The sequence below is a fragment of the Nocardioides sp. genome (assembly GCF_035576065.1).
Classification (GTDB): domain Bacteria; phylum Actinomycetota; class Actinomycetes; order Propionibacteriales; family Nocardioidaceae; genus Nocardioides.
Map to the genome: position 1 here is coordinate 57784 of NZ_DATLWX010000030.1, position 13439 is coordinate 71222.

The window sequence follows — 13439 nt, forward strand, 5'->3', positions numbered from 1 at the left end:
AAAGGAGTGGGGGCAAAACGCGTGGGACGTGACCGACGCCACCCCGCCGGGCCCGGTCCGTGGGCCCACTGGCTGCCCACGCTGCTCGTGCTGGCTCTCGTCGCTGCCGCCTTCGCGGCGCATCGCTTCGAGTGGGGGCCGCGCTACCTGGGCTGGTCCGACGACGACCCGACCAGTGACCCCGCTGCCGTCGCCCCACCGGCCGGACTCGAGCTGCCCGCCTGGTCGCCTCCGCCGCCGGTGGCGACCGCGACGGCACCAGCCGCGACCAGCGCCGCCGCAGTGGAAGCCGTCCTGGCCAAGGGGCTTCGCAACAAGACCCTCGGCAAGCACGTCGTCGCAGCGGTCGGCGACCTCGGCGGTGACGGGGCCGTCTGGACGCACCAGGACGACCAGTTCCTGCCGGCGTCGACGACCAAGCTGCTGACCAGCGTCGCGGCCCTCGCGGCCCTCGGTCCGGACGCGCGGTTCACGACCCGCGTCGTCCGGGGGGCCGGCCCCCGCGAGATCGTGCTGGTCGGCGGCGGGGACCCCTACCTGTCCAGCAAGCCGCTCACCCCCGAGGAGCGGGCGGCCACCTATCCGGCGCGTTCGGACGTCGTCACCCTGGCCCGGGCGGTCGCGGGCGGGCTGACGGGCCGCAAGCCGGTGAGCGTGGCCTACGACGACTCCCTCTTCTCGGGACCGACCAACAACCCGATGTGGCGCGCGGACTACGTCCCGGACGACATCGTCTCGCCGATCACCGCCCTCTGGGTCGACCGCGGCGCCTCCCCGACGGGATTCGGCCGCAGCGACGACCCGTCGCTCACCGCGGCAGCCACGTTCGCGAGCGCCCTGGCGAAGACGGGCGTCAAGGTCGTCGGCACCCCGACCCGGGTCGTGGCCGCCCCGGGCGCCGTCGAGCTCGCCAGCGTCGAGAGTGCCCCCGTGTCGCAGATCGTCGAGCGGGTGCTCGACGTCAGCGACAACGAGGCCGCGGAGGTGCTCGCCCACCATGTCGGGCTCGCGGTGAGCGGTGACGGTTCCTTCACGGGAGGAGCTGCCGGCGTGATCAGCACCCTGCAGGCACTCGGCGTCGAGACCGGGACGGACGTGGTGCACGACGGCTCGGGTCTGTCCCGGCTCAACCGGCTCTCCCCGGGGACCCTCGTGCAGGTGCTCCAGGTGGCGGCGCGGCCCGAACGACCCGAGCTGCGGACGTTGATCACGGGCCTGCCGGTGGCCGGCTTCACCGGGTCGCTCACCAACAGGTTCTCGGCCGCGGGAGTGGACGCGCTGGGCGACGTACGCGCCAAGACAGGCACCCTGAGCGGGGTGAGCTCGCTGGCCGGGGTCGTCGCCGGCCGTGACGGCACGGACATGGTCTTCGTGCTCGCGGTCGACAAGACGGGCAAGGCCCTCGAGTCGGAGGTCGAGGCCGCCCTCGACCGTCTGGCCGCCGACCTGGCTGCCTGCCGTTGTGGCTCCGGCTGAAGGGTCTGGTCCCAATCCCATGGCCTGCTGCGCGTCGCCCGGCATGCACGCTGGCTGCGTTCTCGTCAGTCGCCATGGCTCCGCCATGTCTCCCTCCTCGGCCTTGCCATCGCACACGCCGAACGACGCTCGCTAGGGCCGAGAATTGGGACCACACCCTTAGGTTGGCTGACATGACTGGAATGGTCGACTGGAACTTCGCGGTGACCCTCGGCGCCAAGGTGGCCGGGGACGGTCCCGAGGTCAGCCCGGAGGACGCGGCGGCCGCCGTCGCCGAGCTGCGGGCCGGCGCGGACAGGTCAACCGCGCTGGTGCGCGACTTCACCGGGCTGGTGGCCCAGGACAACAACGCGCCGGTGCTCGTCGTCGACCGCCGCGGGTGGGTGCAGGCCAACGCCGACGGCTTCGCCAAGATCATCGAGCCCCTGATCGAGAAGCTCGCCGCCAAGAAGGGCGTCCCCACGGGCCTCTCGCTCGCGATCGGGTCGCGCGTGACCGGGGCCGAGGTCGGGCTGCTGCTCGGCTTCCTCGGCACCAAGGTGCTCGGCCAGTTCGACCCGTTCCACGACCCCTCAGGGCGGCTGCTCCTCGTCGCCCCCAACATCGTCCACGTCGAGCGCGAGCTCTCCGCCGACCCCACCGACTTCCGGCTCTGGGTCTGCCTGCACGAGGAGACCCACCGCGTGCAGTTCACCGCTGTCCCGTGGATGCGCGACCACTTGTTCGCCGAGATGATGTCGCTGACCGACAGCATCGAGCCCTCACACCTCGCCGAGGACGCCCTGCGCCGGGTCTCCGAGGCCATCCGCGGGAGTGGCGGCAGCCTGGTGGACATGATGAGCACGCCCGAGCAGCGCGAGATCATGGATCGGATCACCGGTGTGATGTCCCTGCTCGAGGGCCACGCCGACGTGGTCATGGACGGCGTCGGTCCGTCGGTGATCCCATCGGTCGAGTCGATCCGCGCGTCGTTCAACGAGCGGCGCAAGGGCATCGGCACGCTCGACCGGGTCCTGCGCAGGCTGCTGGGCCTCGACGCGAAGATGGCGCAGTACCGCGACGGCGCCGCCTTCGTGAACCACGTCGTCGGCAAGGTCGGGATGGAACAGTTCAACGCCGTGTGGGCCGGGCCGGAGAACCTCCCGTCCAAGGCCGAGATCGGCGACCCGGACGCCTGGATCACCCGAGTCCTATGACGTTGCACCCCTCGCTCGCGGCCGTGCGCCGAGGCGTGCGGGCGGTGCTCGAACCCACCGATCCGGGCGCTGTCGTCGTGGTGGCCTGCAGCGGCGGCGCCGACTCGGTCGCCCTGTTGTCGGCGACGGTCCACGAGGGTCGCAAGCGCGCGCTGCGGGTCGTCGGCGTGACCGTCGACCACGGGCTGCAGGAGGGGTCGGCGGCCCGGGCGGACGAGGTGGTCGCGCAGATGGCCGCGATGGGCGCGGACGAGACCATGACGGCGACCGTCTCGGTCGAGGCAGCGGGGATCGGCCCCGAAGCCGCGGCCCGGCAGGCGCGCTACGCGGTGCTGGAGGAGGTCGCGGAACGACTCGGGGCCGCCGTGGTCCTGCTCGGCCACACCCTCGACGACCAGGCCGAGACGGTGCTCCTGGGCCTTGCCCGGGGGTCTGGCGGACGATCCTTGGCCGGGATGCGGCGGGGGTTCGACGTCTTCGCCCGCCCGCTCCTCGACGTACGCCGCGACGACACCGTCACCGCCTGCCAGGTCGAGGGCCTGACGGTGTGGCAGGACCCGCACAACTCCGATCCCGCCTACACCCGCGTGCGCGTACGCCGACGGGTGCTGCCGCTGCTGGAGGACGAGCTCGGCCCGGGGGTGGCCACCACCCTGGCCCGGACCGCCGACCAGCTGCGCGCCGACATGGCGCTCCTCGACGAGCTCGCGGAGGAGGTGCATGTCCGGGTCGCCGGCCCGCGCGGCCTCTCCATCCCTCTCCTGACTCCCCAGCACCCGGCTCTTCGTCGCCGGGTGATCCGCTCCGCGGCCCTCCTCGCCGGTGCCCCCGCCTCGGAGCTGTTCCACGAGCACGTCCTGGCCGTCGATGCGCTCCTCACCGACTGGCACGGGCAGAAGTGGATCGACCTTCCCGGGCACCTCCGCGCCGTACGCCGCGACGGGCTCCTCGTGCTCGAGCCGGGCCTGCCCCTAGGCTGACGGCCATGGAGTCAGCCCACCTCGAGAACGACCTGGTCAACGTGCTGTTCACCGAGGCCCAGATCCAGGACCGACTGGCCGAGATGGCGGTGCAGATCGGCGCCGACTACGAAGGTCAGGACCTGTTGATGGTCGGGGTCCTCCGCGGCGCCGTCATGGTGATGGCCGACCTGTCCCGCGCGCTTCCGGGACACTGCGAGATGGACTGGATGGCGATCAGCTCCTACGGCTCCGGCACCAAGTCGAGCGGCGTGGTGCGGATCCTCAAGGACCTCGACACCGACATCACCGGGCGCCACGTCCTGATCGTCGACGAGATCATCGACACCGGGCTCACGTTGAGCTGGCTCAGCAACAGCCTCAGCAGCCGCGGCCCGGCCAGCGTCGAGATCGCCACCCTGCTGCGCAAGCCCGAGGCCCTGAGCATGCCCGTGGAGCCGAAGTACGTCGGCTGGGACATCCCCAACGAGTTTGTGGTCGGCTACGGCCTCGACTACCGAGAGAAGTACCGCAACCTGCGCGACATCGGCACCCTGGCGCCGCACGTCTACTCCTGAAGCTCCTCCTCCGGGCGCTCCGCTTCACCCCGCCTGAAACAATGGTGCCGAACGGCACGACGGTTCGACCAAGACGACTGATCACCCCTGGCGAAAGATGCAAGTGAAGCGCATATTCAAGGGCCCATGGCTGTGGATGGTGCTGGCCATGTTCGCCGTCCTCCTGGCCATCCAGTACCTCGCACCCAACGGCGGCTACGACGAGGTCAAGACCTCCGAGATGACCTCCTGGATCGAGGACGGGGACGTCAAGGAGATCCTCTTCATCGACGGTGACCAGGTGATCGAGGCGACCCTCGACGACGACACGCGCCCGGGCACCCAGAAGGTGACGGCCCACTACATCAAGGGCGAGCAGGCGGCGCTGCTCGCCGAGGTCAAGAAGCAGTTCGACGAGGGGAGCATCGAGGAGTACGACTCCGACTTCCCCCAGCCCAGCGTGCTCAGCTCGCTGCTCTACACCCTGCTGCCGTTCGCACTCATCGTGCTCCTGTTCATCTTCTTGATGAACCAGGCCCAGGGTGGAGGGCGAGGCATCATGCAGTTCTCCAAGTCCAAGGCCAAGCTCATCACCAAGGACATGCCCAAGTCGACGTTTGCCGACGTCGCCGGCTGCGAAGAGGCGATCGAAGAGCTGGGCGAGATCAAGGAGTTCCTGCAGGAGCCCGCGAAGTTCCAGGCCGTCGGCGCCAAGATCCCCAAGGGTGTCCTCCTCTACGGTCCCCCCGGGACCGGCAAGACGCTGCTCGCCCGCGCGGTCGCCGGCGAGGCAGGCGTGCCGTTCTACTCGATCTCCGGGTCCGACTTCGTCGAGATGTTCGTCGGCGTCGGCGCCAGCCGGGTGCGTGACCTGTTCGAGCAGGCCAAGGAGAACGCTCCGGCCATCGTCTTCATCGACGAGATCGACGCGGTCGGTCGTCACCGCGGTGCCGGCATGGGCGGCGGCCACGACGAGCGCGAGCAGACCCTCAACCAGCTGCTGGTCGAGATGGACGGCTTCGACGTCCGCGGTGGCGTCATCCTCATCGCCGCCACCAACCGTCCCGACGTCCTGGACCCGGCGCTGCTGCGCCCGGGCCGGTTCGACCGCCAGATCCAGGTCGACGCGCCCGACCTCAACGGCCGCCACCAGGTCCTCAAGGTGCACTCGCGGGGCAAGCCGATCGCCGAGGGCATCGATCTGCTGAGCGTCGCGCGCCGGACGCCGGGCTTCACCGGCGCCGACCTGGCCAACGTGCTCAACGAGGCTGCGCTGCTCACCGCCCGCCAGAACGAGAAGCTGATCACCGCCGAGAGCCTCGACGAGGCCATCGACCGCGTGATCGCGGGCCCCCAGCGCCGTACCCGCCTCATGAACGAGAAGGAAAAGCTGATCACGGCCTACCACGAGGGCGGCCACGCCCTGGTCGCGGCTGCGCTCCCGGGCACCGACCCGGTGCACAAGGTCACGATCCTGCCGCGCGGTCGCGCCCTGGGCTACACGATGGTGCTGCCCGACGAGGACAAGTACAGCCAGACGCGCAGCGAGATGCTCGACAAGCTCGCCTACATGCTGGGTGGCATGGCTGCCGAGGCGCTGATCTTCCACGACATCACCAGCGGGGCCGGCAACGACATCGAGAAGGCGACCCACCTCGCTCGCGCGATGGTCACCCAGTACGGCATGAGCGAGCGGCTCGGCGCCATCAAGCTCGGCGAGGACAACTCCCAGCCCTTCCTGGGCCGCGACATGGGCCACCAGCGCAACTACTCCGAGGAAGTGGCTGCGGTCATCGACGAGGAGACCAAGCGGCTGCTGTCCACGGCCCACCAGGAGGCCTACGACCTCCTCGAGCAGAACCGCGACGTCCTTGACGCCCTCGTGCTCGAGCTGCTCGACAAGGAGACCCTCGACAAGGCGCAGATCGCGGAGATCTTCCGACCCCTGCGCCTGCACCCCATTCGTCCTGCCTGGACCGGTTCCGACGCGCGGACTCCCAGCGCCATCCCGCCGGTCGAGATCCCGCAGGAGATCCGTGACCGGGCCGCGGCGGGCGCCGCTGTCGAGCAGCCCGAGGGTGGGTTGATCCTCACGCCGCCGGGTCCCGGTGGCGACACGCACGGAGACGTCGTCGGCGGCAGCACGCCCGCGACGCCCCCGACCAGCACCTGAACGGACCTCCATGACCGACCGCATCAGCCTCGAGCAGCGTGAGGTGCCGGACTTCGACCACCCCCGTGCCGAGGCAGCCGTCCGCGAGCTCCTGGCTGCGATCGGCGAGGACCCCGACCGCGAGGGCCTGCGCGAGACGCCGGCACGGGTGGCGCGCGCCTACGCCGAGCTCACCCAGGGTCTGCGCCAGCGCCCGGAGGAGGTCCTCACCACGACCTTCGACATCGGTCACGACGAGATGGTGCTGGTGCGCGACATCGAGCTGTGGTCGATGTGCGAGCACCACCTGGTGCCCTTCACCGGGGTCGCCCATGTGGGCTACATCCCGGCGGCCACCGGCATGATCACCGGCCTGTCCAAGCTCGCGCGCCTCGTCGACGTCTACGCCAAGCGCCCCCAGGTGCAGGAGCGACTCACCACCCAGATCGCCGACGCGCTGATGGACCTCCTCCAGGCGCGGGGCGTCATCGTGGTGATCGAGGCCGAGCACCTCTGCATGACGATGCGAGGTGTCCGCAAGGCCGGAGCCCGCACCCTCACGAGTGCTGTCCGGGGGGTCATGTTGACGAACGCCGCGACCCGCGCCGAGGCGATGGCCCTGATCAACTCCAGACGATGACACGTCCCCGCGTGATGGGGATCGTCAACGTCACCCCGGACTCGTTCTCCGATGGTGGGTTGTACGCCGACGCGGAGCGAGCGGTCGCCCACGGGCGACAGCTGCTCGCCGACGGCGCGCACGTGCTCGACATCGGCGGCGAGTCGACGCGACCGGGTGCCCCCAGGACGCTGGTCGACGAGGAGCTCGACCGCGTGCTGCCGGTCATCACCCCTCTGGCGGCCCAGGGAGCGGTCGTCTCCGTCGACACGATGCGGGCGTCGGTGGCGGCGGCTGCGCTGGAGGCCGGCGCGCAGATCGTCAACGACGTGTCCGGGGGGCTGGCTGACCCGGAGATGCTCTCGGTGCTGGCAGGGAGCGACGCGACCTACGTCGCCATGCACTGGCGCGCGCACGCCGCCGCCATGGCGGACTTCACCGACTACGGCCCTGACGGAGTGGTCGAGGGCGTCCGCCGCGAGCTGGGGGAGCGGCTCGACGCGATCACCGCCGCCGGAGTGGACGCAGAGCGGGTCATCCTCGACCCCGGGCTGGGGTTCGCCAAGACGCCGGCCCACAACTGGGCGCTGCTCGCGGGACTCGCCTCGCTCGAAGCGCTCGGCAGGCCGCTCCTCATCGGCGCGAGCCGCAAGTCCTTCCTCGGCCGGCTGCTCGCGGACGGGGAGCAGCCGCGTGAGGTCGGGGAGCGGGAGTTCGCCCATGCGGCCCTGGTGGCGCTGTTGGCTGAGCGCGGCGTGGCCTACCTGCGGGTGCACGACGTGCGCGCCACCTGTGACGCGCTCGCGGTCGTCGACGCCCTGGCTGACGCAGAGACCGCAGGCGGCGTACGGCAGGGTGGGCTCCCATGACCGACGAGCTCACCATCAGCGGGGTCGAGTGCTTCGCCCACCACGGCGTGTTCGACTTCGAACGACGCCAGGGGCAGACGTTCGTGATCGACCTCACGCTCGGCTTCGACACCGCGACGGCTGCGGCCTCGGACGACTTGCAGGACACGGTGGACTACGGAACCCTCGTCGCGCAGGTCAAGGCGGCCGTGGAGTCCGACCCGGTCGACCTCATCGAGACCGTGGCCCAGCGCATCGCCGACGTGTGCCTGGCACCGGGTCGTGTTGAATGGGCCCGCGTCACGATCCACAAACCAGATGCACCAATTGACGCGACATTTCGGGATGTCGCGCTGACCATCACCAGGAACGCGAGGCCAGCACCATGACCGAGAGCCCCAATCCCAACATCGTGGACACCGACTCCCTCACCGGTGAGATGCACCCGATCCGCCGGGTGGTCGTCGCTCTCGGATCCAACCTCGGTGAGCGTTTCAACGCCCTCCAGGGCGCGGTCGACGCGCTGGCGGACACCCCCGACTTCTTCCTGACCGGCGTCTCACCCGTCTACGAGACCGAGCCCGTCGATTCCCCGGTCGGATCGGAGAAGTTCCTCAACGCCATCCTGCTCGCCGACACCACCCTGCCGGCCGCTCGCCTGATGGAGCGTGCGCTCGCGGTGGAGGATGCCTTCGACCGCGAGCGCAGCGAGCTCCGCAACGCACCGCGCACGCTCGACGTCGACCTCATCGTGGTCGGCGACCGACGTGCCGACGACGACTTCCTGCAGCTCCCGCACCCGCGGGCGCACCAGCGCGCCTTCGTCCTCCAGCCCTGGCACGACCTCGAGCCCGATGCGGTCTTCCCCGACCACGGGCCCATCGCCGAGCTCCTCGCCGAGCTCGACGGGTCGGGCCTGACCAAGCGCGACGACCTGGTGCTCGAGGTCCAGTGACGCAGGCGCCGGATCCTCCGGAGGGCCATCTGCGCCCCATCTCGGGGGCGGTGCTCGCAACGTCGGCGATCCTCGGACTGGTGTCCGGGTGGCTCCTGCGGCCGATCATGGTCCGGGCGACCGGCACTGCCCCGTTCGTCACCTGGATCCAGGCGCTGACGCTCGTCTTCGTCGCGGCCTTCCTGGCGTACGTCGCCTGGAACACCTGGCAGACCATCCAGGTCCAGCGTCGCCGACTGGACGGAAACAAGGCCGTCAACCGCCTCGTGCTCGCTCGCGCGTCTGCCATCGTCGGCGCGCTGGCGGCCGGCTGCTATGCCGGCTACGGCATCACGTGGCTCGGGGACCCCTCCGAGCTGGCCGGCGAACGACTCCTTCGCTGTGCCGTGGCGGCCATCGGCGGGCTGCTGGTCATGGCCGCCTCCCTCGGGCTCGAGCGCGCGTGTCGCGTGCCATCCGACCCTCCGGGGCCCTAGCCTGACCCCATGTCTTCCCTCCTGCCTCAGCAGTCACAGCCGTCACGCACGGCTGCCCGACGTCGCCAGCGCAGCACCCGCCTCAGCGTGGCCGTCGCGCTGCTGGGCTTGTCCGCACTGCTCGTTCTCGGTGCGGTGGTCTCCGGTTCCTTCCTTCTCACCGCCCTCGCGGGGGTGGTCGCAGTCCTGCTCGGTGGCGCCGCCACCAAGATGACCAACGCCGAGCTCGCAGACTCTCGGGTCGAGGCAGCACGCGACCGTGCGGAGCAGGCCCGCGCCTACGCCGCGCTCACTGAGCACAAGACGGCCGAGAACATGGCCTTCGCCCTCGACATGCGCCGCAAGATCGCGGCTCGCGAAGAGGTCATCGTCGGCCTGGAGAAGGCCCTGATCAACTCTCAACGCCTGATGTTCGAGCAGACCCGCAAGCTCGGTGCCGAGGCTCGACGGGCCGAGGGCGCTGAGCGCTCCTTGTCCGACTCCGAGGACCGGGCCGCCGACGCGATCGTCCTCGTCGCGGAGCTGGAGGCCGAGATCGACGTGCTCAGGGCCGAGCTCACGTCGTGGCGCACAGCCACCCCGGGCAAGCGCGCCAGCTCTGCCTGACATCTCGTACGGCACAATCGCTCGATGTGATCCCTGACGACAGCCGGTTCGAGAGTGATCCTGCAGAGGTGCTCGCCGACGACCCCGGACTTCCACAGGGTTGGCAGGTCGGGACCATCGACGGGGCCGACCTTTCTGACGTCGACCGCCTGATCGAGCTGCTGCGGGCCCACGAGCGTGCCGGCCGGGGCTGGGCGACCGGGTCCGAGGACGACGTCCTCGTCGAGCTGCAGGGCATCGAGATGCGCGAGAACGTCGTGCTCCGCGACGAGGTGGGCGTGATCCGGGCGTGGGGCAGCGTGCACGACCGTGCCGAGGGTCGGATGCTCTACGTCCACATCGTCGACCAGACCCTTCGCGACAGCGCGGCCCGGGCGTGCTCGGACCTCCTCTTCGAGTGGGCCAGCGGACAGGCGGAGCGGGTCGGGGCCGAGCGTGGCCGGACTGTGCAGCAGATCGACACCGGCGCCTTCGCCGACGACGTGCGTCAGCACGAGTGGCTCGAGGCAGCCGGCTTCGACAAGGTCCGCACCTGGTGGCAGATGAGTCGGTCCGTGACGCCTGAGGAGTCCGAGCTCGTCCCCGACCCGGCGAGCTGGGAAGAGGGCGGGGTCGTCTTCCGTCGCGTGGAGCGACAGGGTGACGGCATGCCCGACGAAGTGGACCTGCGGGCGGTGCACGACGTCCTCGAGGGCGCCTTCACGGATCACTTCAACTCCGCAGAGGAGACCTTCCACGAGTTCATCCACCGGCTGCGGGAGGACCCCGGCCACCGGTGGGACCACTGGTGGCTGGCCGAGGTGGACGGCGTGGCCGCCGGCGCCCTCGTCGGGACGGTGAGCACGGGGACGTCCGGACCGGACGGGTCCTACGTCGCCTACCTCGGGGTCCTGGCGTCGGCGCGCGGGCGCGGCGTCGCGAAGGGCCTGCTCCACACGATCATCGCGGACGCTGCGGCGTGTGGCCGCGATCGCGTCGGGCTCGAGGTCGACGCGGACTCCCCGACGCGTGCCGACGGGTTGTACCTCGCCATGGGCTGGGGCACCAAGTACGTCACCGAGTCGTGGCACAAGGACGTGCCCGTCCCGACCTGAGGGATCAGCGCAGCGATTCGCGCAGCGCCCGGTGGATGCCGTTGGGGGTGAGGACACCCACGAACTGCGCGCCGCTCCTCACGCCGACCATGGGCAAGTCGCCGCGCATCAACGCTGCCAGCGCCTCCTCGAGGGAGGACTCCAGCTCGATGGCCGCGCCGAGCTGGCTCGCGACGACGCCGTCCATGGGTTCGAGGTGCTCCTGACGAAGAGGCGTGACCGTGAGACGGCGCAACCCGCGCGTCGAGCCGACGAAGTCGGCCACGAAGTCGTCCGCCGGTCGGGCGAGCAGCTCCATCGGGGTGGCGTACTGCGCGAGGCGGCCGCCTTCGGCGAAGACCGCCACGCGGTCACCCATGCGCACTGCCTCGTCAATGTCGTGGGTCACCAGCACGACCGTCTTGCCCAGCTCGCGCTGCAACCGCAGGAACTCGTCCTGCAGCCGGGACCGGACCACCGGGTCGACGGCACCGAAGGGCTCGTCCATGAGCAACACCGGAGGATTGGCCGCCAGGGCGCGTGCGACCCCGACGCGCTGACGCTGGCCACCCGACAGCTGGTGGGGGTAGCGGTCGGCGTACTGCCCCGGGTCGAGACCGACGGTCTCCAGGAGCTCCAGGGCCCGGGCCCGCGCGGTGGACTTGGACTCGCCGTACAACAACGGCACGGTCATCACGTTGGTGATGACCTTCTGGTGCGGGAACAGTCCGACCTGCTGGATGACGTAACCGATGCCGCGACGCAGCTGCACCGGATCTGCGTCGGTGACGTCCGCGCCGTCGAGGATGATGCGCCCGGTGGTGGGCTCGATCAGCCGGTTGATCATCTTCAGCGTGGTGGACTTGCCGCACCCTGACGGTCCGACCAGGCAGACCATCTCGCCGCGCTGGACGTCGAGGTCGAGCTCCTGCACAGCGACGGTGCCGTCGGCGTAGGTCTTGCCCAACCCTTGCAGGCGGATCATCGCCTCGCCCGAAGCGGTAGCGTCCATGCCGTGACCCTACTCGCGGAGGCCGGCACCCACGTGCTCGCGGCCGCCGACGGGCCGTCGTGCTACAGCCGGGCGGTCAACGACTGGATCTGTGGGCAGTACCTCACCGACCGCCAGCAGGAGGTCATCGACGCGACGACCCAGCACGTCGTCCTCACCGTCGTCTCCGTGCTCGTCGGCCTGGTCATCGCGTTCCCGCTGGCACTCCTGGCCCGCAGGCTCCCCCGGTTGGAGTCGCTCATCCTGGCGGTCACCACCGGCATCTACACGATCCCGTCACTGGCGCTCTTCCCGCTCATGGTGCCCTTCACCGGGCTCACCGCGACCACAGTGGTGCTGGGGCTGGCGCTCTACGCCCTGACGATCCTGGTGCGGAGCCTCCTCGAGGGCTTCCGCTCCGTGCCCGACGAGGTGCGGGAGTCCGCGATCGGTCTCGGCTACAGCCGGTCGAAGCTGCTGTTCGGGGTCGAGCTGCCGCTCATGGTGCCGGTGGTGATGGCCGGGCTCCGGGTCGCCACGGTGTCGACGGTGGCGCTGACGACGGTGGGCTCGCTGGTCTCCTACGGCGGTCTCGGCAACCTCATCAAGGACGGCGTCAGCACCAACTTCCGCGCCGAGCTGCTCACCGCCTCGGTCATCTGCGTGCTGCTGGCGGTCCTGCTCGACGTGCTGCTCGTGGGTGCTCAACGGCTCCTCACGCCCTGGACCAGGAGAGTGCGGTCATGAACGTGATGTCCGAGGCCTGGCGCTACCTGCGTGAGGGTGACAACTGGACGGGCGACGGAGGTATGGCGAACCTCCTCGGCCAACAGCTCCTGCTGACGGTGACCGCCCTCGTGGCAGCCCTCGTCATCGGGCTGCCCGTCGCCCTGTGGCTCGGTCACCTCGGGCGAGGCGGCTTCCTGGCCATCAACGTCTCCAACGTCGGTCGTGCAGTCCCGACCTTCGCGCTGCTTGCCCTGCTCGTGGTGGCGGAGTGGCCGGGCACGCAGTCGTTCGGTCCCTACGGCCGGGCAGGTCTGGCGACGCTGATCGCCCTCACGCTGTTCGCGCTGCCGCCGATCATCACCAACGCCTACGTCGCCGTGCGCGAGGTCCCGGCGGACGTGCGCGAGTCGGCTCGCGGCATGGGCATGACGGGTCCGCAGCAGTTCTTCCGGGTGGAGCTGCCACTCGCCCTGCCCCTGGTGATGTCGGGCATCCGGCTCGCTCTCGTCCAGGTGTGGGCCACGGCCACCATCGCTGCCCTGGTCGCCGGGCCAGGCCTGGGCCGGGTCATCACGGACGGCTTCTTCCGCTCCAACTACGGCAAGGGGATCGCCGGTGCGATCGTGGTGGCCGCGGTCGCCCTGGTCCTCGAGCTGCTCGCCGCGCTGGTCCAGCGACTGCTCGAGCCGGCCCACCGAGTCGCGGCGACTCCAAATCGTGACGTGGGAATGTCGGCGGTTGCCTCTACGGTTGAGGAATCAACCGACGTCGTCGGCTGATCGCACCATCCGGACACGCGTGG

Annotated in this window: 15 protein-coding genes; 14 read left to right on the forward strand and 1 reads right to left on the reverse strand. The window is 70.2% G+C overall.

Annotated features, from left to right (window positions below):
* The first annotated feature begins 21 nt into the window (after window positions 1–21).
* From dacB to VNJ48_RS14150, 12 genes are all read left to right on the forward strand, one after another.
* Window positions 22–1476 (forward strand): D-alanyl-D-alanine carboxypeptidase/D-alanyl-D-alanine endopeptidase, encoded by a 1455-nt coding sequence (gene dacB, locus VNJ48_RS14095; protein WP_325603150.1) that lies wholly within the window; start codon window positions 22–24, stop codon window positions 1474–1476.
* 173 nt (window positions 1477–1649) lie between these two features.
* Complete coding sequence (locus tag VNJ48_RS14100) at window positions 1650–2672, forward strand: zinc-dependent metalloprotease (RefSeq protein ID WP_325603152.1); 1023 nt, start codon at window positions 1650–1652, stop codon at window positions 2670–2672.
* Window positions 2669–3652: a tRNA lysidine(34) synthetase TilS gene (gene tilS / locus VNJ48_RS14105; protein ID WP_325603154.1), complete on the forward strand. Its 984-nt coding sequence runs from the start codon at window positions 2669–2671 to the stop codon at window positions 3650–3652. The genes VNJ48_RS14100 and tilS overlap by 4 nt, the downstream gene beginning before the upstream one ends.
* A gap of 5 nt (window positions 3653–3657) precedes the next feature.
* Entirely contained in the window at window positions 3658–4209 is a 552-nt protein-coding gene (hpt, locus tag VNJ48_RS14110) for a hypoxanthine phosphoribosyltransferase (protein ID WP_325603156.1), read from the forward strand.
* A gap of 97 nt (window positions 4210–4306) precedes the next feature.
* Window positions 4307–6361 (forward strand): ATP-dependent zinc metalloprotease FtsH, encoded by a 2055-nt coding sequence (ftsH, locus tag VNJ48_RS14115; RefSeq protein WP_325603158.1) that lies wholly within the window; start codon window positions 4307–4309, stop codon window positions 6359–6361.
* A 10-nt stretch (window positions 6362–6371) separates the two neighbouring features.
* Entirely contained in the window at window positions 6372–6980 is a 609-nt protein-coding gene (folE, locus tag VNJ48_RS14120) for a GTP cyclohydrolase I FolE (protein WP_325603160.1), read from the forward strand.
* Window positions 6977–7828, forward strand: a complete 852-nt coding sequence (gene folP / locus VNJ48_RS14125; RefSeq protein WP_325603162.1) for a dihydropteroate synthase — start codon at window positions 6977–6979, stop codon at window positions 7826–7828. Before folE ends, folP begins: the two co-directional genes overlap by 4 nt.
* The gene (gene folB / locus VNJ48_RS14130; RefSeq protein WP_325603164.1) at window positions 7825–8196 is read left to right on the forward strand and encodes a dihydroneopterin aldolase; all 372 of its coding nucleotides are present in this window, start codon (window positions 7825–7827) and stop codon (window positions 8194–8196) included. Before folP ends, folB begins: the two co-directional genes overlap by 4 nt.
* The gene (folK, locus tag VNJ48_RS14135) at window positions 8193–8762 is read left to right on the forward strand and encodes a 2-amino-4-hydroxy-6-hydroxymethyldihydropteridine diphosphokinase (protein WP_325603166.1); all 570 of its coding nucleotides are present in this window, start codon (window positions 8193–8195) and stop codon (window positions 8760–8762) included. The genes folB and folK overlap by 4 nt, the downstream gene beginning before the upstream one ends.
* A gap of 50 nt (window positions 8763–8812) precedes the next feature.
* Complete coding sequence (locus tag VNJ48_RS14140) at window positions 8813–9238, forward strand: DUF3180 domain-containing protein (protein WP_325603408.1); 426 nt, start codon at window positions 8813–8815, stop codon at window positions 9236–9238.
* 9 nt (window positions 9239–9247) lie between these two features.
* On the forward strand, window positions 9248–9844 hold the full coding sequence (locus VNJ48_RS14145; protein ID WP_325603168.1) for a hypothetical protein: 597 nt from the start codon (window positions 9248–9250) through the stop codon (window positions 9842–9844).
* Between the two features lie 26 nt (window positions 9845–9870).
* The gene (locus VNJ48_RS14150; protein ID WP_325603172.1) at window positions 9871–10938 is read left to right on the forward strand and encodes a GNAT family N-acetyltransferase; all 1068 of its coding nucleotides are present in this window, start codon (window positions 9871–9873) and stop codon (window positions 10936–10938) included.
* Between the two features lie 4 nt (window positions 10939–10942).
* On the opposite strand, the gene VNJ48_RS14155 is transcribed toward VNJ48_RS14150, so the two are convergent.
* Window positions 10943–11929 (reverse strand): ABC transporter ATP-binding protein, encoded by a 987-nt coding sequence (locus VNJ48_RS14155; protein ID WP_414689957.1) that lies wholly within the window; start codon window positions 11927–11929, stop codon window positions 10943–10945.
* Between the two features lie 3 nt (window positions 11930–11932).
* Here VNJ48_RS14155 and VNJ48_RS14160 point away from each other — a divergent pair, with 3 nt between their 5' ends.
* Both VNJ48_RS14160 and VNJ48_RS14165 read left to right on the forward strand, forming a co-directional pair.
* Complete coding sequence (locus VNJ48_RS14160; RefSeq protein ID WP_325603174.1) at window positions 11933–12655, forward strand: ABC transporter permease; 723 nt, start codon at window positions 11933–11935, stop codon at window positions 12653–12655.
* Window positions 12652–13416, forward strand: a complete 765-nt coding sequence (locus VNJ48_RS14165; protein WP_325603176.1) for an ABC transporter permease — start codon at window positions 12652–12654, stop codon at window positions 13414–13416. Before VNJ48_RS14160 ends, VNJ48_RS14165 begins: the two co-directional genes overlap by 4 nt.
* Window positions 13417–13439 lie beyond the last annotated feature (23 nt).